Below are 19635 nucleotides of genomic sequence, written 5' to 3'. Positions count from 1 at the left end.
TCCTCTCGCGGTGATCTGGGGTTCGAGGCGGTGCGGCGCAGAGCGGCGTGTGGTCAGCTGCGGGCGGCGGCGCGGAGCAGGTGCAGGGCCTGCTCGGTGGCGTAGCGGGGGCCGTAGAAGCCCCAACAGGCATCGACCTCGACCCACTCGGGCGCCTGCATATGTCCACAGTGGATGCTGTGGTGAGGGGTGGTGGTGTGTTCGACGATCACTCCGTAGACGTCGCCGTCCAGCCATGCCTGCCATTCGTCGCGTTCGCCGGTGAGGTCGGTGGCGCCGGTGATGCCGACGTGTTCGCGGTAGCGGCTGGTGTCGAAGGTGAGCACGGTGGTGTCGCCGCTGGTGACGGTCGCGACGGTGGTGGTGCCGTGGGACAGCCGCAGGTAGCGGGCGAACAGGTCGTGGTCGTTGAAGTGCTGCCAGGCGTACTTGATGTGGCTGGCGTGCTGGTCCTGATACACGTCGGCGGCGACCCGCACTGACCGGTCGCGGTCGATCAGGAGGGCGGGTGCGAGGGCGTCGCCCCATGGTTGGCCGGCGTCGTCGTCGACGATCAGCCGCGCCCGCCAGCCCGGCCGGCGCCGGTCGGTCACTGCATCGGTCTCGTCGTACTGGTCCATGTTGGGTCTCCAAACGGGTGGCAATCTGGTGGCGACCGTGACGCCGGATGCGGCAGCGATGTGGTTGCGTCGCCGACGGTGGCGTGGCCGCCGATGGGCGCTGGTGATGAGGACCCGCAGCCCGCCGAGCGCCATGCGCCGTCACAGCCCTGGGGCAGGCCGGGCACCGCAGTGGCCGGTCCGCCGCCGGTGGCCGGCCCGAACAGGGCTTGACGGCGGACAGCCCGGGCGGGAGCGTGCGTCCTCGAACCAGTCCATGAGGTCAGGCCGCAGCCGTGCAACGGCACCAGGACGCACCAGCGGCGATGTCAGCAGCCGGGCTGCGCTTGCGGCGCGAACGCGGATGTCTGGGTGGCGGTCCCGAATCGCGCCGACCATGCCGAATACGTCGGTGCGGTTCCGTACGCGCCTCCGCCGCAGCCGCAGCCGGGGTGATCTCTACCGCGGCTTACAGGTACGGGTGCGCCTTCGGCTGCGCGTCGCTGGCCCTGCGTGGCGGTTACGAGGGGTACACCTCCACCACCAGCGGCACCCCGGCGGTCTCCTCCTCGGGACGCCGGTCGTCGATGTGGACGTAGATCTCCTGGACGCCGTGTGGGCCGTAACGGCCCCGGATCTCGAGGTCGACGCCGTGCACGGTCATGACGACCAGTTCTTTCAGGTCGTCGCTGCCGACGTCGGTGCTCACCTCGAAGGCGCGCAGGTCGAGCCGGGTGGCCAGGTCACCGGCGGCGATGAGGGCCTCGGTCGTCTGTGGCGGGGTGAGGGTGCCGGAGCCGGCCCGGGCTGTGGCCGTACGCAGGTCGGCGATCGCGGCGGTGAACGTCGTCCCGGGGGTCGGCACGGGCCCGGTGGTGTCGGTCAGGTCGGCGACAGTCGAGGCGGTGGCGGTCGGTGGCCGGCCCGGTGTTGGTGCGGCGAGGGTCGTCTCGTAGGTGGTGTAGAGCTGGCTGGCGAGAGCGGCGATCGCGTCGAGGACCGCTGCGGTGGAGGCGACCGGCCCGTCGTGGCGGGTTGTCGACGAGTCCGGCCGCCACTGTGGTGAGGCGAGCGTCAGGGTGCCGTTGACGGTGACCAGCACCCGCAGGCCACCGTCGCGGTACGCGCCGACGGTGGTCGGCTCGGCGACGACTGCGGTGATCGGTGCGCGCCAGCGGAACACGCCGAGTTCGGCGCAGTGCTGGACGAGGTCGGCGACGTCGGTGCCGAAGCCGTGGGTGTGCGGTTGAAGGAACTCCGGGAATCCGGACATTTGAGGGTCGCCAGCCAGTTCCAGGCGCAGCATTTCGGCGTCAGTGAGGTGCGTGTGGTCAGGCTCCGTGTGCTGGTGGAAGGCGGCGTTGTCGAAGACGACCGTGGGAGGTGCCGGGCGGCGGTCGCGGAGGCGGTCACCGTGCCGGTCGGCGGCGGCCGGGTGGGTCATGCCGGGCTGGTAGAGCGCGTACGGCAGCCCGTGGTGGCGGGCGTGGTAGAGCGCGATGTCCGCGGCCCGGAACGGCTTGCTGGGATCCGGTAGCGCGCCGGGCAGCGCCAGCCCGACGACGCACGACACCCCCGGCACCGGGCGGTCGCCGCCGGTACCGTCGCCGGTGGGGAGCGGCTGCGCGCGGCTGACGGCGGCGCGGACCAGGCCGGCGGCTTCGATGAGCTGGTCGCGGGTGATGGCGTCGGGGAGCAGCAGGACGAACTCGTCGCCGCCGAGCCGGCCGATGACGGCACTCGGCGGGGCGATCTCGGTGAGCCGGGCGGCGACGCCGCGGAGCATCGCGTCGCCGGTGTCGTGACCGAAGTGGTCGTTGACCGCCTTGAACCCGTTCAGGTCCAGCAGCAGCATCCCCGGCGCCGACCGCAAACCGCGCAGGGCGTCGTAGAGCCCGTCCCGGTTGCGCAGCCCGGTGAGGCCGTCGACGCCGAACATGTCGGCTCGACGGCGCCACCACCAGCTGAACGCGGCGACTTGGAGCAGTTCGACGATGCAGGCCAGCACTCCGGCAGTGATGTGGTTCATGGCTGCTCCTTCCAGACAAACAACAAAAGCGGCCCGCCGGATGGCGGGCCGCTTGACCGATCTGAGGCAGGGCCTTGCGACGGGATTGGGCACCAAGGCCCCGGGCGCCCTGCCGGGCTACGCCGGTGTCTGCGCCGGCGGGCCTTCGACGCTCTCGGCGAGCGACGCACGGACCTGGGCCTCGAGCGTCGGCCGGTTCGGCTGGTCCGGGTGTTTGGGGTACGGACCGAACGGCAGGGCCTCGTGGTCGTCGACCAGGCCCGGTCAGCCGGCCAGGAGCTGGGTGACGGTGGTCGGGTCGATGCCGGCGTCGATGGTCGCCGTGAGCAGCTGGGCGAGCCGATACTCGGGGTCGGCGTCCAAGGCGCGCTGCAGGGCGACCCGGGCCAGGGCCATCCGGCCGGTCTGCATCGCGGTCAGGGCGAGCAGCGAGGCGGGTGCCGTGCTGAACCTGGGTTCGGCGCGGCGGACCAGGTCGGTCCACAGCTGCAGCTGCCACGGTTCGCTGGTGGCCGCCTGGGCGGCGAAGTCGCGCACCGAGTCGATGTCCAGCAGCACGGTCAGGGTCGCGGCGTGCTCGTCGTCGATCGGTTGCCCGGCCCGGTAGCTGTCCATGGCCTGGGTCAGGTAGGTGCGCGCCGCGCCCTGCAGCGCGCGTCCGACCGGGGTGTCCAGGGCGGTGTCCGGGTCGCTGCCGTCCGCCGACGCGGCGCTTTCGAGCAGTTCGAGGAGGAACGCGCAGGACCGGACGGTCGCGGCGATCATGGTGTCGCGGGCCGGGCCGGTGACCGGCGCCAGGCTGGCCGCGAGCGCGTCACGGCTGGACTCGGCGACCACGCCCGCGAAGACGGCGGCGGCGGTGACCGGGCTGGTGGCCGGGTCGAACGAGGTCCCTTCCGGCGGGCAGCAGTCCGGGTCGTCGCAGTCCAGGTGCCAGAACCGGCCGTCTGCCACGCGCAGCACCGCACCGGTCGGGACGCCCGCCGCGTGCAACGCCTGTGTCGCGACGCTGACCGCGCGCTGGACAGGCTCGGCGGGGCCGTAGCCGGCCAGGGTGACGTAGACGCCAGGCTCCGAGTCGATCTTGGCGGTCACCTGGTCCAGGCCGGCGCGCAGCGGCTGCAGGTCTTCGTCCGTGCCGGGCAGGCTCAGGCTGGCACCGAAGCGGATGCCGGACGTTTCGTGGAGCACGATCAGCACCAGACTGGAGTGCGGTTGGTAGCCGAGGCCGAATGGGATCAGGGCCAGCAGGTCGGCGGGGCCGGTGATGCGCACGGTGGGTCGGTCGGTGGAGGTCATCGGGTTCCTTCCGGTGTCGGGATGTGTGCCGCCCGGGACACGGACGTGCCCGGCGCATCGACCGCCTCGTGATCGGCGGCGAGCGGGACCGGTGCCGACCGGGTCGACAGCGGTGGTGGTGCGGTCGGTGCGGTGCCGTCCGGTGTCGTCGGACGGTCGGATGCCGAGGTCTCTTACGCGGCCAGGCAGCGGTGTCCAGTGCCACGGCTCTGTCCGCGACCCCGGGCCGCGTCGTGGGTCTCGCAGCGACGCGGCCAATCGGCCGGTGACCGTTGCTACGGTCGTCGGTTCGGGAACGTATCGACGTCGAGCGGCGGGATTCGTGCTCGACGTCGATGGAGCGGGCGGCATCGCGGCGGCTGCTGGCAGGCAGCGGAGTCGGCGTAGGCGGTGGTGTGGCGCGACCGTGCGGCTTGGGCTCGCCGGGCTGTTGCGGCGGTCCGGGCGGCGCCTGAGCTGATCGACGCTTACCGTCGGGTGAAGGTCACGTCGGCTCGGGCGGTGGCGGTCCGGTGGTGAAGCTGGCGGCGGTGGCGAGGGCCTCGTCGGCGCGCAGCAGGGTGGTGCAGGCGCTGATCGCGTCCAGCAGCCAGTCGGTGACGTTGTAGAGCGGGTTAGCGGTGTCGGCTGTTTCGGCTTCGCGGTGCAAGAACCTCAGGTTGAGCGCGGCGACCTGCAGTAGGGACAGCATGGTGAAGGTCGTCTGATCGGCGCGGACCGTGTCCAAGCAGCGCTTGATCGCGATCGTGAGCGCGTGCAGGTCCCGCGGATGTCCGTCAGGGTCGGCGGTGGCGGCGGCCGTGGCGACGTGCAGGTCGAGCAGGCACGACCTGAGTAGATGCCCCAGGGTCCGGTGTGCCTCGGCGCGGGTGCGGGCCAGGTGGTCGACCAGCAAGGACAGGACGAACGCGTCCGGGTCGCCTGTCACGTCATACCGTCCATAGTGGACCTGATCGGTGGGCTGTCGTGCCGGGCGATCGCGGTCCGGCGCCTGGGCAGGGGCCGGACGCGGCGGGGTCGGCGGCGCCGGTGGGTGTCAGTGAGGTCGGGTTGGCCTGCGGTGGTGAGCAGCGAGGTGGTGACGGCGTGGAAGGCGTCAGGCGAGAACATGACGTGCTCCGAATGTGGAAGGTTTCAGGAACGCGAGACGGTCCGGCGCGCGGACGCCGCGTGGGGGCTGCCGGACCGCCGACAGCGTTGAAAGCGCACCGTCGACCGGCAACGACAACGGCGTGGCCCGCCGCAGGCGCAGCCACTTGTAGAGGGCGGCATCAGATCCTCCAAACGCTGTGCAGGTCCGTCGGGCGTACCGATGTGGTGTGCCCGTCGGGGAGGGGACGGCACGAACGGCCCGTCCGGGGACAGCCGGGGTCAAGCCGGCCCGCCTGGTGTGCTGATCCGACCGGGGATCGTCGGCCGGGCCGGCTTGACGACGGCACGACCGGGCGGGACAGTGCCTGTCCCACTCGCCGCGGCACACCGGCCTCGAACGACCGCGCACGCCGGCATCCGCTTCACCACCATTTGGATCGCATGGTCGAGCAGCGTTGACCACGATCGAAGGACCATCGGCAGGCTCTGCTCACGTCGGGTCGTGGCGGTGAAGGGGCTGCCGCTGCCGGTGATCAGCGCCGTAGCGTTGCCGGGCCTGTCGACGACGTGCCCCCATCCGCACGCTGACTCCAGGTGCGCGACGGGCCTGAGCGACGAGCCGACAAAGCCATCGACGGCCTGGGGCGATGCTGTGGGTTGTATCGCGCACGTACTGGTCTCGGGTGCCCTCCGCAGCCGCCCGCGGAAGCGCTTCGTGAGGGATCTGGCGCGATCAGTGACGGTGTTCTGTGGTTGCTGCCGGGACCGGCGTCTTCCCCCGTGGATGCCGGTCCCAGCACCCACCCACGCGCAGCGCGATGGGGCGGGCGGCAACTAGATCTAGCTCCTGTAAGAATGGCCAACTAGGCCTTGCAAACGTATGTGCTACGCGAGCTCAGCGGCGCCGACGTGGCCAACTAACGACTGTAGTCACACGACACTTCGAATCATCCGGTGCCGGTCGCGCGCCAGCATCTTTTGATACATTCGTTCGAAGACGGTTCGGTGTCGGGCGTTCTTCCCCTGCGTGGCCGGCCGCGTGCTGAGCGCTGCTCGAAGGGGAGATGTTGGTGATGCCGCTGCGCGCCGCTGCTGCTACGTCTGCTGTGGCGTGGCCGGGTCCGGCGCGGGTCGACGGGCCCGACGACGTTGCGACGGTGCTGGATGAGGTGAGGGACAGGGCCTGCCGCAGGGCCGCCACTGCGGACTCGCTGGCGGTGCTCGATCGTGGCTCGGCTGTGCCCTACCGGACGGCGGACCCGGCCCACGCCCTGGCCGCCCCTGTCGAGCTGCGTCATCTCCTGCCGCAGGGCGGCTTGCGACGTGGGACGTCGGTAGCGGCAGTCGGGTCGACGTCGCTGCTGCTGTCGTTGTTGGGTGCGGCGCAGCAGGCCGGCGCCTGGTGCGCCGTTCTGGGTCCGAGTCGGCTGAATGCGGTTGCTGCGCCCGAATTCGCCATTGACCTCGCGAAGCTTGCCTTCGTTCCCAATCTTGGTCCTAAGTGGATGGACGTTGCTGCGGCACTGATCGACGGTCTGGACCTAGTCGTGCTTGCCGTGCCGGGGCTGGTGTCGGCGGACGTTGCTGGCCGGCTGATCGCCCGGGCCCGGCGCCGGGGCTGCGTCCTGGTACCGGTCGGACCGCCTGGGCTGTGGCCGGGTGTGGACGTGGTGCTTGAGGTGACGGGTCATCGGTGGCACGGACTCGGGGTTGGGCGCGGCCGGATCCGCGGGCATGACGTCCGGGTTGAGGTGGCGGGGCGGCGGGCTCGACCATCCAGTGCGGTGTGGGTGCCGATGCCGCCACCGTCCCTGGTTGAGGTTGCCGGCCCGCAGCCGGGAGCGGTCCCTAACCTGGGGCTACCCGTCGACTGGCCCGCGACGGGCCGGCCGCAGCTCACGGTCGTGCCGGTGCCCGCGGCGCCCGCTGCCGTACGGGCGGGGGCCGCGGAGGATCCGTGGGCGGCGCACCTGATCACGGAGGAGGAGTTCGCCGCCCGCCGAAGTCGGTCGGCATGACCTTGGCGCTCGCGCCAGCGGAAGCCGAGCCCTTCTGCGGCACGTGGCCAGCCCGGCGTCGAGGCTGGACTGCCGCACTGGTGACGTGAGAGAGCACGGGGTCCGTGTCGAGCGTCGCAGTCGTGCCAGCCAATGCTGCGCTGGACTTCTATGCTCGTGGCGTGGGTGGGAGCTTGCGGGTCGGTGCGTGCCAGGTCCCTGAGGTGCTCGGCGACGTCGAGACAGCGCTGGCCTGCATCGAGGACTTCGCAGTTCAGGCCGACGCGCTCGGCGTAGATCTGCTGCTGTTCCCGGAATGTTTTCTTGCACGGCTACCTCCCGGACGAGGAGCACGTGCGCCGCCATTCGCTGGACCTGGACTCGCCGGCGTTCACGGCGGTGCTGCGCCGGCTGCGCCCGATCGGGCAGACGCTCGTGTTCGGCGTCATCGAGGCGCACGCCGGCCGGTACTTCAACGCCGCCGTAGTCGTCGCACGCGGTGCGCTCCTGGGCGTCTACCGCAAGACCCATCTGATGCCGGGCGAGTCGGTGTTCGACGCCGGCGATGCCTACCCCGCCTTCGCCATGCAGGGCGTCACGTTCGGGATCAACATCTGCTCCGACACACAATTCGCTGAGGCGGCCTCGGCGGTGGCGGCCCAGGGCGCGCGGCTGCTGCTCGTGCCGGCGCAGAATGTGATGCGCTGGGACGCCGCACGACGGTGGAAGGACGAGCACCACCGCATCCGGGCGGTACGGGCTCGGGAGACCGGGATGTGGCTGGTGTCGGCGGACGTCACCGGCGAACGCGACGAGCACCGTATCGGCTATGGGCCGACCAGCGTCATCAACCCTCGTGGTGAGGTCGTGGCGCAGGTGCCGTTGCAGACAACCGGCATCGTCATCGCCGATGTCTGCTGACGCCAGCGGTCCGACACCAACCGTGCAACGTATGGTCCGGCTCATCAACGAAGCCCGCAGGGCCCGACGCCCGATGTCGAGTTCCCGAAGCGCCGGGTCCGCCCTCGTCGCTGCGCGACGAGGGCGAGCGGGCGTGCGGTGGCGGCACGGTTTAGGTCGTGACGACGAGCTGGACCCGGTCCGCTGGGTGGAGCACAACGGTGCCGCCGGGTCGCGTCTGCACGAGCAGGGGTGTCTGCGCCCGGCAGCCGAGCTCCAGCAGCTCGGTCCGCAGCGGCATCCGCGCGGTCACGCTCGAGCCGGCGGCGAGCGCCACCGCGGTCCGCTCGGCGACCGGGGCGACCATTGCCCGGCGTCCGCGTTCCTTCACCACGAGGCCCTCAGCACGCAGCACGTCCAGGGCGTCGCGCACAGTGTCGCGGCTGTGCCCGAAGTCGAAGCTCAGAGACTCCTCGCTCGGCAGCAGCGAACCAGGCGGATAGATACTGGCCAGGATCTGTTCCCGGATCGCGTCGGCGATCAGGTGGTACCGCGTACCGGACGTGATGTCGAACCTCATCAGCCCATATTAGGGCCACATGGCTATATTACGTCAAGCGCCGCAGGTCATGAGTCCGGGCCGCCGTTTGTGGCCAGTCGCGCTAGTTGGCCGTTGGTCGATAGTTTGGCCACCCCTTTGGCGTCGCCCGCATCGACGATGGCATTGGATGCGTGATCTGCGCCGGCCCTGCGGCGACCGCTCCTGGCCATGGCGTCCGAGCCACGTTGCTGGCACTGGCCAGCACTAAGCACCGGACCTGCGTAACGCCGGCACTCAGTACAGACAGTCCGCGCAGACCGGGCGGGCGCAGCAGGCATCGATCCTGTAGAGAGTCGGCTGTGCTCGTTTGATCGGCGCGGCGGTTGCCGTGCTGCGGGAGGCGGTGTTCACGATGGGAGACACCCACCGCCGCGCCGATCAGGAGACCCGTTCGTTCCGCTTGCCCACACACGGGTAGTAAAGTGCCGGTCGGTTCAGGCAGTGCGCAGCGCAGCGAAACGGGGGGAGGGGTCCGACAGAGGCTGCATGTGGCAGCGTCGGGATCAGAGCCTGACGACGGTGGGCTGACCGCCGACGTGGTCGAGAACCTGCCGCAATAATTCGTCCCGCTCTGCGTCGATGTGCCAGCTACCCACTTCGTGGCCGTCGCGGATGACGTGCACGACCCAGCCGGATACCTCGGCGAGGATCAGGTGGATGCAGTCGACGTAGTCGGCGCCTCCACCGATGACAATGACCGGTCGGTGCCGCAGTCGAGCCAGGACCCCCATGATCATGTCGGCCAAGGCGCTTAGGGCGTCGGCCTCGGGCCGGCCTTCAGCGGTGAACACGGTGGGCTGTCCGTCTCCAAAGTCGAGATAGGCCCGCCATGGCTCGCCCGGCCCGCCGATGCGGTGCACGGTGACCGCCAGTCGGATCACAGCTGCCCTCAGGGCGTCGCCGGTCATGCGGTCACCGCCGCTGGCCGACGGCATGTGGTGGCCCGGGGACCGTAACTGACCTGTACCACAGTGGGGATCTCGCGCCGGACGATGACCTGTTGTACCGACTCGGCGATCGCGACCGCCGGCGTAGCGAGATCGACCCGAGCGGTGACCTGGATCTTTCCGCTCGCACCGGCGGACAACGCCATGGCACGGTCAGCTGGATGGAGGTTCAGCAGATGCGGCACCATCCCGAGCAGAACCGGCGTACTACGGAGTCGGACGGATATTGATGAGTCGGACACTTCGAGCACTCCCTCACGAGCGAAGGTCGCGACGCGTGGCCGGGGCAAGCCGGGCCGGGTCGCGCTGACGCCGTAGCGGACCGGCCCGATGCCCGCAGACAGGCCAGGGTCAAGACTGAGCCCCGTCACCGACGGCCGCTGTGCCGTCGCTTTACGTATGACGGTGACGGGGTGCAGTCGCGGCGCCCTTGCCGGTCCAGGGCAGGGCCGGTACTCGAGCGGAAGGCAGCGCGGCACGGCCGGCTGCCGTCGGCCGACACCTGCGTCCCTCGTGGCGAGGGGGTCGACCTGACCGTGACCGGATCGAGCGACTACCAGCCGAGTGCGCAGCGTGACTGCATTCGTACTCTTGGTGGCATGCTGGATCGACGTGGTCAGCGGCGGCGCATGTCGCGATCCGCGAGTTCGCGGTGCCGGGTATGGCGGATCCAGGGCGTCGTACATCAGCTGCGGTGCGGATAGCCGCTGCTCGGTCGCATGCCAACTGAACGTCCGGTGTGTCGTTGGGTGGAGCTGACCGGTAGCGGGAGGCGCGGGGTGATCGGCAGCAAGTAGCGTAGCGGGGTGGCATTCGAGTCTGAGCAGCGCATCTACCTTCCGTCCGGGGCTCCGGTGACGGGTTGGTTCACCGTTGACATGGCTCAGCAGATGTCCGACGGGCGATGGACGCTGTATTTGGCTGACGATGAGGGCGCGCTGCGGAAGATCGTGCTGGAGGCTGATCTAGCGGCGAAGACGGAGATCCTGGCTCAGGACGGCCGCGCTCCGTCTGAGCGGATCTTGGCAGGGATGTGGACGCAATGGATGCGTGCCGCCTCCTCCAACGCCGCGAATTCGCTGCTGGCGTCGTCTCCATTGAAGCCGTACGCGCATCAGACCGCCGCGGTGTATGGGGCGATGCTGCCGCAGCCCTTCCTTCGGTTCGTCCTTGCGGACGAGGCGGGCACCGGTAAGACGATCATGGCCGGGCTGTATCTCCGTGAGATGCAGCGTCTCGGTCTGATCCGTCGTGCTCTGGTCGTGGCGCCGGCGAACCTGGTGACGAAGTGGCAGGCTGACTTCGGTCGGTTCTTCGGCGGCGGCCTGCGAAGGATCACCGCGGAGACGGTTCGTGAGCATGCGCTGGACGGCGGCCACGACATGTGGGTCGTCTCGCTTGAGCTTGCCGCGGTTAACCCCGCTGTTCAGGATGCAGTTCGGCCGGACAAGGCGGGCTGGGACTGTGTCGTGTTTGACGAGGCGCACAGGATGACCCCGACCGCGAGTTCGTTCCATCAGGTAGGCCGGCTGCTGGCACGAAACACGCCACGTGCGCTGCTGATGACTGCGACACCTCATCGTGGCAGTGAGTGGCTGTTCCGACACCTGTTGCACCTGACTGACCCCGCGATCTACCCGGACCCGGGGTTGAAGTCCGACGGAGACTTGACCGCCCTCAGGCCCGGTTCGACACATTTCCTGCGGCGGATGAAGGAAGATCTGCGCGACTACGATGGCGTGACCGCGCTGTTCAAGGGTCGTAAGGCGGAGAATTTTCCGATCCCGCTGAGCGGACCGGAGTTCGGCGTCTATCAGCAGGCGCTCGACATGGTGGACGACTTCTTCCCACCGACGGCACAGCCGCTGGCGCGGATGGTGTACGGCAAGCGTGCGGCGTCGGCGCTGGCGTCCCTGGCGATCACCCTGCGTAGGCGGTCGGAGAAGATGGGCTCGCAGACCGAGGCAGAGGCGGACCTGGAGGCCAGTCGCGAGGACGAGGCCGACGCCGAGGCGCGGGATGAGGCCAAGGTCGTGGCCGCCGGTTCGCGTGCCGCGCGTGCGGAGCAGTCCCGGATCACCGACCTTCTTGGGCAAATCGACCGGATCGTGGCCGATCCTGGATACGAGCCGTCGAAGTGGCGCCGGCTCACCGAGGACTGCCTGGCCGCCAATGGCATCCATCCGGGTGGCCGGGAACGTGCCGTGATCTTCACTGAATACGCCGACACGGCGGAGTGGCTGGTCGGTCGCCTGACCAAAGCCGGGTTCTCGACCCGGGTGTACTCCGGACGGATTCCCCATGCGGATCGGGACGAGATCCGGGCCGCGTTCATGCGCGGCGACTTCCAGATCATCGTCACGACCGACGCCGGCAACGAGGGTATCGATCTTCAGGCCGCGCAAACGTTGATCAACTATGACATTCCGTGGTCACTGGTCAAGCTCGAACAACGCATGGGTCGCATCCACCGGGTGGGGCAGGACCGTGATGTCCGGATGTACAACCTGATCGCGCTGGACACCCGTGAGGGCCAGACGATGGCGGTGTTGCTGGACAACTTCGTCACCGCGGCGAACGAGCTGGGCGGTCAGATCTTCGATAGCCTGTCCGTCGTCGCTGAGCTGACCGGAGTCGCCTACGATCAGTGGCTGCTCGACCTGATCGGCAATGATCCCGCTCGGCGGGCGGCGGCCGAGCAGGCGGCGCGGAAGGTGCAGGCGGTGGATCTCAAACGGGCGGCGCAGCAGGTCCGCGACGACGACCGAGAACTCGCTACCACGGTTGACGCGATGGCGGCGCTGACGCTGTTGCAGAACGACCTGTTGGAACGCATCAATCCCGCGATCGTCGAGTCGTACCTGCGGCGGCTGGGTGATGCCGGTCTGGTACGTGTGCAACCCACCGCGCTCGGCGAAGGGATCCTGCAGCTGTCGTCTGATTCGCCGTTGCCCACGGCGTTGGGCGGCGCGTCCTCGACGCTCATCGCGACGAGCGGCAACGCGCTGCTCGCGCATGCCGCTTCGGTGGATACCGGCAACGTGATACCGCTCGGTCCGGGCGAGCCCGCGTTCGCGGAGCTCATCACGGTGGCCGACGGTGCATTGGCGCCGGATCTGTATCGTTCGGGTGCCGCAGAGGACCCGACCAGCGTGACCGGTTATGAGCTGCACGCCTACCACGGCGTGCTGAGCGAGGCCGGCGGTCGCAAATCAACGCAGTGGGCCACGCTGATCCGGGTCGACGGCACGGGACAGGCATATCCGGTGCGTTGGGAGACGCTGGCGAACCTGGTGCCGACGGGCCAGCGAGGTGGTCGGCCGCACATCGGTCGGACGGATGCGGCCGACCAGGCTGCGACGAAGCTCGCCGCCAGCACCCAGGCGCAGCAGCAGCAGGTCCGCAACGAATGGTTCGCGCGGGCCCGTCGAGACCTGGAGGCATTGCCTACCACGTTGACGATGCGTATCGCCGATCGTCAGGAGCGCCTCCGGCTCCGGGCGCAGCTTGAGGGACAGGTGGCGTTGCGACTTTCGGAGCTTGAGACCTTGTCGAGGGTGGAGGTGTCGCCGCCTACCCACGTGACCTGGCTTCGTGTGCACCCCGGCGGTGTGCCGGCGACCGTGGAGGAGAAGGACTCCGAGCTGGTCGCGATGGCACACGTGACGGCCCTGCTCACCAGCCAGGACTGGGCAGTCGCGGATGTGGCCAGCGACAACCGCGGCTATGACCTGTTCGCCCGCCGCGGGCGTGAACATCGCCTGGTCGAGGTCAAGGGCATCTGGCGGTCCGCGGCGAGCACCGGCATCCGGATGACCGGCAACGAGGTCCTGATCGCCACCCAGCACCGCGACGACTACTGGCTTTACGTGGTCGATCAATGCCAGGACGGGCATGGGACGCTGTTCGGCCGATACCGCAACCCCGCACTCCTGTTCGCCGATGACATTGTCGGTGACGCGATCTTCCGGGTCCCGGGCAGCAGCCTCAAGGCGAAGCGACACATGACGGAGCGCACAGCATGACGCGAATGATCGAACGCTGGTTCCCGTGCGCCGAGGTATCCAGACACAGCACTGCGGGCTGGGGGTCCGGCAACGCGGAGCGTAACCTGTTCACCTGGTTCGCGGCCCGACCCTCCGCGCAGGCGAAGGCTGCGGTGCTGTGTTCGCTGCTGCCCTGGTCGGATGATCCGCAGCGGCAGGAGTACCTGCGCGAGTTGGTACGCAAGGCGTTGAGCGGACGGTACGCGGCGTGGGAAAGCATCCGCGACGAACTGCATGCCGAGTTCGGAGACGACGTCAATGTGCTGGATCCGTTCAGCGGACGCGGCATGATCCCGTTGGAGGCTGCGCGCCTTGGCATCAAGGCTGCCGCGGTGGACTATCTGTACGTTCCGTATCTGGCCAGCTCATTGCTGATCGATTTCCCGTTCCGTGACTGGTCCGGCGAGCCCGCGCTGCCGTTTAAACCCGCACCGTTCGCGCACAAGGCGATCGAGGTTCGGGGGGAACGACTCGTCGATGACCTGGAAACGGTCTTCGCTGAGATCGGTCGCCGGTACCGGGCTGCGATGGAGCCCGTCTACAACGCCACAGGTGTCGATGAGTACGGTGACGCGACTTTTCCGTGGGGCTACCTGTGGGCGGTCACGCTGCCCTGCCAGGAATGCGGCAGCCGGTTTCCTCTGATCGGCTCCTACGAGCTACGCAGCCCGGGCCACCGCAAGGCGACGCGGTCGCGGCCGGCGGTCGACGATCCCGGGCAGTCGTTCTACGTCGAGCCCGCCGATAATCGGGAGTTCCGGGTGGTCGTCCATGACGGCCGGCCCCGACGGACACCCAGCCTGGCGAACGCCACCACCAGGGACGGTAAGAAGATCGCCGGTAAGTCGGCGGTCTGCATCTTCTGCGAGCATCCGCATCCGCTCGCAGTGCACCGGCGGCTGGCTGATGCCGGACTGGGCGAGGACTCGCTGCTGATCGTCGCCGATCTTGACCCGGAGTACGGCAAACACTTCCGGGAGGCGGATGACACCGAACGCGAAAGGGCAGCAGCCGCCACCGAGGCTCTGCGGAAGGAGCCGGCCTTCAACCCGCTGCTGCCGGCGGTGCCCAATGAGCGCATCGGACCGGGCAACAACAACATCATCGGTCCGTCGATCTACGGCGCCCGCACCTACGGTGACCTCATGTGCGACCGGCAGACGCTGTCGTTCGTGCGTCTGGCACGGTCTATCAACGAGGTCGGCGCCGAGCTGATGCGCTGCGGAGTCAGCCTCGACTACGCACGGGCAATCACCGGATACAGCAGCGCGGTGCTCGCCCGTAAGCTTCGACGCGCCACCCGCGGGTGCACCCTCGATGTTTCGAGAGGTGGCGTGCATGACATGTTCGCCAACCAAGGGTCCATCACCTTCTCGTACGACTTCTTCGAGGCCGGCCTCGGTGACGGACCGGGCACGTGGAGCTCGATATCGGCGAGTTCGCTCAGCACTATCCGCGGGCTGATCGAAGGCATCCGCGGTCGCCCGGCGACGGTGTACCGGGCCTCCGCGACGAAGCTGCCGCTCCGTGACGGCACCGTGCATGCCGTGGTCACCGATCCGCCGTACGACGAGATGATCGCCTATGCCGACTCGTCGGACATCATGTACGCCTGGCTCAAGCGGAGTCTCTACTCCACCTGGCCAGAGGTCGGGTTCACCGCCGCGAGCGACGGTGGACAGGAGAAGGATGAGGAGATCATCGTCAAGCGGGTTCGGGGGGAGGCGCCCGAGGAGCACCGGACCCGAACACACTACGACGCGAGTCTGGCGGCGGCATTCCGCGAGATGAGCCGTGTGGTTCGGGCCGACGGCCTGGTGACGATCGTGTTCGGGCACGGGGAACCTGAGGTTTGGCAGCGGCTGCTGGCTGCGATCAAACAAGCCGGCCTGGTCATGACCGCGTCGTGGCCGGCCAACACCGAATCCGGAAGCCATCAGGGCAAGGCCAACATCGAGACGACCCTGACAATGGCGTGTCGGCCTGCCGCCGCGGACCGGCCCGCAGCTAGACGAGCGGCGGTCGAGGCGGAGATCCGTGCGACGATCCGTCAACGTTATCCGGAGTGGGAACGTTTCGGTTTGGCCCCCACCGACATGCTCATGGCTGCGGCCGGCCCGGCGATGGAGGTCGCCGGGCGCTACAGCGAGGTGTTGGACCATCTGGCCCGGCCTGTGGACATCACCACGTTCCTGCCGCTGGCGCGCACTGCGGTCCGTGAGGCGATGGCGGTCGAGGTCGACGAGTATCCATTGGATGCGTTCGACGCTCGTAGCCGGTTCGCGCTGTGGTGGGTGCGTCTCTACGGCCGCGGGGCCGTGTCCAAGAGCGAACTTCGGTGGCAGGCGCTCGCCGATTCGCTGGAGCTCGCCGACGTGCGGGACCTTGTACCGGATGCCGACAAGGGTGTGCGGTTCGTGTCGGCGGCCCAGCACAAACACGAGGTCACGCCGGACTCCTCAGTCATTGACGTGGTGCTGGCGATGGCCGGAGCGTACCCGGGTGGGCTCGACGCGGTCGGGGAGGTCCTCGCCGCTGCAGGCCGGGAGACCGATGATCTGTACCTGTGGGCTTCGATGAAGTTCCTGGCCAACCGCCTGCCTGCATCCGACGCAGACTCGTTGGCGTGGACTGCACTGCTGCGCAACCGTTCTGGCGTCGGATCCGCGGCGTCGCGGGCGACCTCACATCGTGTCGCCGGGCAGGAGCGACGTATCCAGGAGGACAATCAGCCGACACTCTTCTGATCGGGCGTTCGATCCGACGCGGGCAGCGAGCCCGCCGCGATACCGAATATGTTTGTCCCGATCCGCTCGTGTACGGGGCGGATGCAACACTCATGAACGCCAGACCGGACGGCCACGACTTTGCGGAGTAACGACATGCGGGTGACGCCTTGGTGGAAGGCGCTGAAGCTGCGCACGGAGATCATCTCCGGCGGCGGCCAGATCGACGACGTACAGATGAGCCTGTACCAAGCGGTCTACGGCACCGGCAGCGAACGGCCTCCATACGCCGACGCCACCTACTACGGCGCGATCACCCATCCGACCACAGTGCTCGTGGACCTGCTCAGCTCGCTGGCTGTGCGGCTGGCAGGAGGTAGCGCCTACCTCAAGGCGGGTCGGGCGCTGTGGAGACCGGATCAGGGCATGGGCGGCGGCAAGTCACACGCCGTGATCGGCGCCTATCACATGGGTACCAGCCCGGCCGCCTTCGCCGACACCGAGATCGGCAGGGCGGTCCACGCCAGAGCGCAGCAGATCCTCGGCGTCGAACTGCCCAAGGACCTCGCCGACCCGAAGGTGGTGGTGCTGCCGTGTGACTCGATGACGCCCGGCGCATCCGACCAGAAGTTCGATGGACCGGCCAAAACACTCTGGGAGCGGTTCCTGTGGCGTCTCGTCGGACCGGACTACCCGGTCTACGAGCAGTACGCCCCGTACTTCAACAACAAGGCGAAGATCGCTGAAGCGCTACGGTCCGTCCAACGGCCGGTCCTGGTTCTCATCGACGAGATCATGAACTACATGGGGAACGCCTCGGACGCAGACAGCGTCCTGGCTGGCCAGGACATCGAATTCCTCCGGGCGCTGACAGACGTGGTCAACGACGTGCCGCACTGCGCGGCCCTGGTCGTCATGATCTCGTCTGAGAAAGACCCGATGGCGCAGTCGGCGGGCGCACGGGAACGCCGAGCCGATATCAACACCCTGCTGGAGCGCAACGGCTCCCGGGCACCGGTGACCGAGAACACCGACTTCGCCGCGATCCTGCGGCGCCGGCTGTTTGAGAACGCCCCGCAGCAGGAGGTGATCGATGCGACCGCAGCAGCGTGGCAGCCGGTGCTCACCGATCCGGCCTGGGTCCGTCAGGTATGGGCCACTCTGGGACAGGGCTGGACCGAGCGTTTCCAGGATGAGGTGACCCGCTGCTACCCGTTCCATCCGCAGCTGATCCATCTCGCCGAAGACGAATGGGCTGAAGTCAGCGGATTCCAACGGGTCCGCTCGACGATCAGCATCTTCGCCGCAACCGTCTACGCCCTGCAGCAGCGCGCCGACCGCGGTGACTGGGTACCGCCCCTCATCGGGCCCGGCGACCTGCCACTGTCCGACACGACCGTCCGCGAGTCGCTGCTGGACTCCGGGCTGGTCGCGGACGAACGCACGGTGTCCAACTACCGTTCGCTGTCCGAGAACGAGATCGTCACCCTCGACGAGCAGCGAGGCGCCGCGCGCCTGCTGGATCTCGCACGGTCCGACGTCTTCTGGCGTGACGTCAACCCGCGCGCGTCGGAACGTGCCGCGTCGTTCATCTTCGTCACCTCCATGGTCGGCGCCCGACTGGGCGGCCGCCGGGGGGCCTCAGCGCCGGAGATCAAAGCCGCCACCGCGGTGCCGACCATCACCTATGCGCTCGCCGAAGCGGACGGCGTGCTGACCGAACTGACCGAGGAAACGACCGGCATGTCCGCCCTGGAGATCATCCCAGGTCAGGGCCACAATAAGCCGACCCGCTACTTCCTTTCCACCCGACTCACCTACCGGATGCTCGTCAACAACCTCCGCAAAGCCGTCACGGACGCCGAGCGCGACATCTGCATCGCCGAACTGGCCCAAGAGTTGGCCAACACCGGGCCGTTCCGTAAGCGCCACTTCGTGGCCGCCGACACCAAACGGAGCGCTGTACAGGTCTTGACCAGCGCCGGCATCGACGACGCCCGCACCACCCGCATGGTCGTGCTCGACCCTGCGCAGTTCGTCCTGCGCAACGGCGGGGAGGACGGCACCATGGCAGCCATCGAGGCTGCGATGGGTCTCGGCCGCGGAGCAGACCGCGTACCCGTCCAGTGGGCATCGTCGGCCATCTTTATCGTCGCCAACGCCCAGCGCCGGGCGCAGGCCCGCAACCTGGCCACCGAGTACCTTGCCCGTTCCCGTGCACTGAACACCCCGGAAGTTCAGGCGGACAAGGAAGGGCTCAAGGCCACCGGTGAGCGAGAAACCAAGGAAGCCAAGGACAAGCTCTTCAAAGCCATCAAACGCGCCTTCCAGCATGTTGTGTTCCTCGCCCAACCCGTAGACACCCGCGTCGTCGATCAGCACTCGTTCGACGACGAGACCGGCACAGTGACCGCACTGAACGGCACTCAAGTGTGGAAGGCTCTCGCGGACCGGCAGAAAACTTTCGACGCGGGTCAGTTCAACGCCGACGTCATGGTGTTCAATCTGCGTGACGTCGACTACGGACGACCCCTGTCAGAAGTACGCGACGCGTTCTGGAACACGCCACGCCTCGCACTGCCACACGGCGGCGAAGACGACATCCGCCAGGCGATCTACCAGGCGGTCCGCGACGGCAAGGTCAGGATCGTTGACGGCTACGACACAGATGTCGTCGTGACCACACCCGAACAGATCAACCTGTCCTCAACCGGCTTGCGGCTCGTCCGGCCTCGACCGGACACCCCGGAACCCGAAGACGACAAAACGTCCACCGACGAGGATGACTCCAGCGACGACCAGAAGCCCACCGACGGCGGGCAGCACGGCGGATCCGCAGGAGGTGACAGCGACCCGACGAACGTCCCGATCGCAGATCGGCACGTCAGGTTTTCGCTGGCCGGCGCGATCCTCGACGATCCGGTTCGAGCCGACGCGTTGACCGAACTCTTCCGCGTCCTCTACACCACGTTTGACGCCGGTAAGGCCAGCTACGCGCAGGGCACCGTGGAACTCATCCTCAGGCCAGAGGCAGCTGAAAAGGTCACCGCAGCCGCAGAGGCTCTTGGCGGCACGGTCACCAACCGCGAGTATAAGTAGCGGCGGTGCCCATCAACAAAGGGCAGCGGCCTGTCCGTCTCTCTAGCACGGCACCCGCAGCCCCTTCATGCGCGATCACCTTGCAGATCCCGTCGGGCCGTGACCCAGCCGGATCGGGCCAGGGAGGATCGCTCGGGAACGACGAACGTGGCATACCCGAGCGGTAACGCTGCGGCATGTCCACACTGGCTCGGAGCAGTATCCTCGATCCGCAAAGTTCTCTTGACTTCCTGTTTCTCATCCCTCGTCGTCTGCAGCAGCCCCGGGTTGCTGGTCCTGCTGTGGTTCTACTTCCAGGAC

General features: G+C 68.3%; 11 protein-coding genes. 5 read left to right on the top strand and 6 right to left on the bottom strand.

The genetic code is table 11. The features are described 5' to 3' along the window. Positions 1 to 53: 53 nt before the first annotated feature. The 4 genes from AB0M46_RS05535 to AB0M46_RS05520 all read right to left on the bottom strand — a co-directional run bounded on the left by AB0M46_RS05535 (position 54) and on the right by AB0M46_RS05520 (position 4855). Positions 54 to 620 carry a hypothetical protein gene (locus AB0M46_RS05535; protein ID WP_363333107.1) on the bottom strand — a complete coding sequence of 189 codons (567 nt, stop codon included), beginning with the start codon at positions 618 to 620 and terminating at the stop codon, positions 54 to 56. 499 nt (positions 621 to 1119) lie between these two features. Beyond that, positions 1120 to 2628, bottom strand: a complete 1509-nt coding sequence (locus AB0M46_RS05530) for a GGDEF domain-containing protein (protein WP_363333106.1) — start codon at positions 2626 to 2628, stop codon at positions 1120 to 1122. A 264-nt stretch (positions 2629 to 2892) separates the two neighbouring features. Continuing rightward, entirely contained in the window at positions 2893 to 3927 is a 1035-nt protein-coding gene (locus AB0M46_RS05525) for a DUF4192 domain-containing protein (protein ID WP_363333105.1), read from the bottom strand. Between the two features lie 484 nt (positions 3928 to 4411). Next, a complete protein-coding gene (locus AB0M46_RS05520) occupies positions 4412 to 4855 on the bottom strand; it encodes a hypothetical protein (RefSeq protein ID WP_363333104.1) in 444 nt (147 codons plus the stop codon). A gap of 1321 nt (positions 4856 to 6176) precedes the next feature. On the opposite strand from AB0M46_RS05520, the gene AB0M46_RS05515 reads away from it, so the two are divergent. Next, positions 6177 to 7037, top strand: coding sequence for a hypothetical protein (locus tag AB0M46_RS05515; RefSeq protein WP_363333103.1), 861 nt, complete (start codon positions 6177 to 6179; stop codon positions 7035 to 7037). 303 nt (positions 7038 to 7340) lie between these two features. Further along, positions 7341 to 7937: a carbon-nitrogen hydrolase family protein gene (locus AB0M46_RS05510; protein WP_363333102.1), complete on the top strand. Its 597-nt coding sequence runs from the start codon at positions 7341 to 7343 to the stop codon at positions 7935 to 7937. Positions 7938 to 8088: 151 nt separating this feature from the next. Here the strand turns inward: AB0M46_RS05510 and AB0M46_RS05505 are convergent, their stop codons facing one another. Both AB0M46_RS05505 and AB0M46_RS05500 read right to left on the bottom strand, forming a co-directional pair. Further along, the gene (locus tag AB0M46_RS05505) at positions 8089 to 8496 is read right to left on the bottom strand and encodes a winged helix-turn-helix domain-containing protein (protein ID WP_363333101.1); all 408 of its coding nucleotides are present in this window, start codon (positions 8494 to 8496) and stop codon (positions 8089 to 8091) included. 524 nt (positions 8497 to 9020) lie between these two features. Beyond that, a complete protein-coding gene (locus AB0M46_RS05500) occupies positions 9021 to 9425 on the bottom strand; it encodes a hypothetical protein (protein ID WP_363333100.1) in 405 nt (134 codons plus the stop codon). Between the two features lie 845 nt (positions 9426 to 10270). Here AB0M46_RS05500 and AB0M46_RS05495 point away from each other — a divergent pair. The 3 genes from AB0M46_RS05495 (at position 10271) to AB0M46_RS05485 (ending at position 19335) form a co-directional block, all read left to right on the top strand. Continuing rightward, positions 10271 to 13489, top strand: coding sequence for a helicase-related protein (locus tag AB0M46_RS05495; protein ID WP_363333099.1), 3219 nt, complete (start codon positions 10271 to 10273; stop codon positions 13487 to 13489). 5 nt (positions 13490 to 13494) lie between these two features. Then, positions 13495 to 16257 (top strand): hypothetical protein, encoded by a 2763-nt coding sequence (locus AB0M46_RS05490; protein WP_363333098.1) that lies wholly within the window; start codon positions 13495 to 13497, stop codon positions 16255 to 16257. A gap of 135 nt (positions 16258 to 16392) precedes the next feature. Then, positions 16393 to 19335 (top strand): DUF499 domain-containing protein, encoded by a 2943-nt coding sequence (locus tag AB0M46_RS05485; protein ID WP_363333097.1) that lies wholly within the window; start codon positions 16393 to 16395, stop codon positions 19333 to 19335. Positions 19336 to 19635: the final 300 nt, after the last annotated feature.

This window comes from Dactylosporangium sp. NPDC051485 (assembly GCF_040682015.1).
In the GTDB taxonomy this organism is placed as follows: Bacteria; Actinomycetota; Actinomycetes; order Mycobacteriales; family Micromonosporaceae; genus Dactylosporangium.
This window is presented reverse-complemented; position numbering and strand designations above follow the sequence as displayed.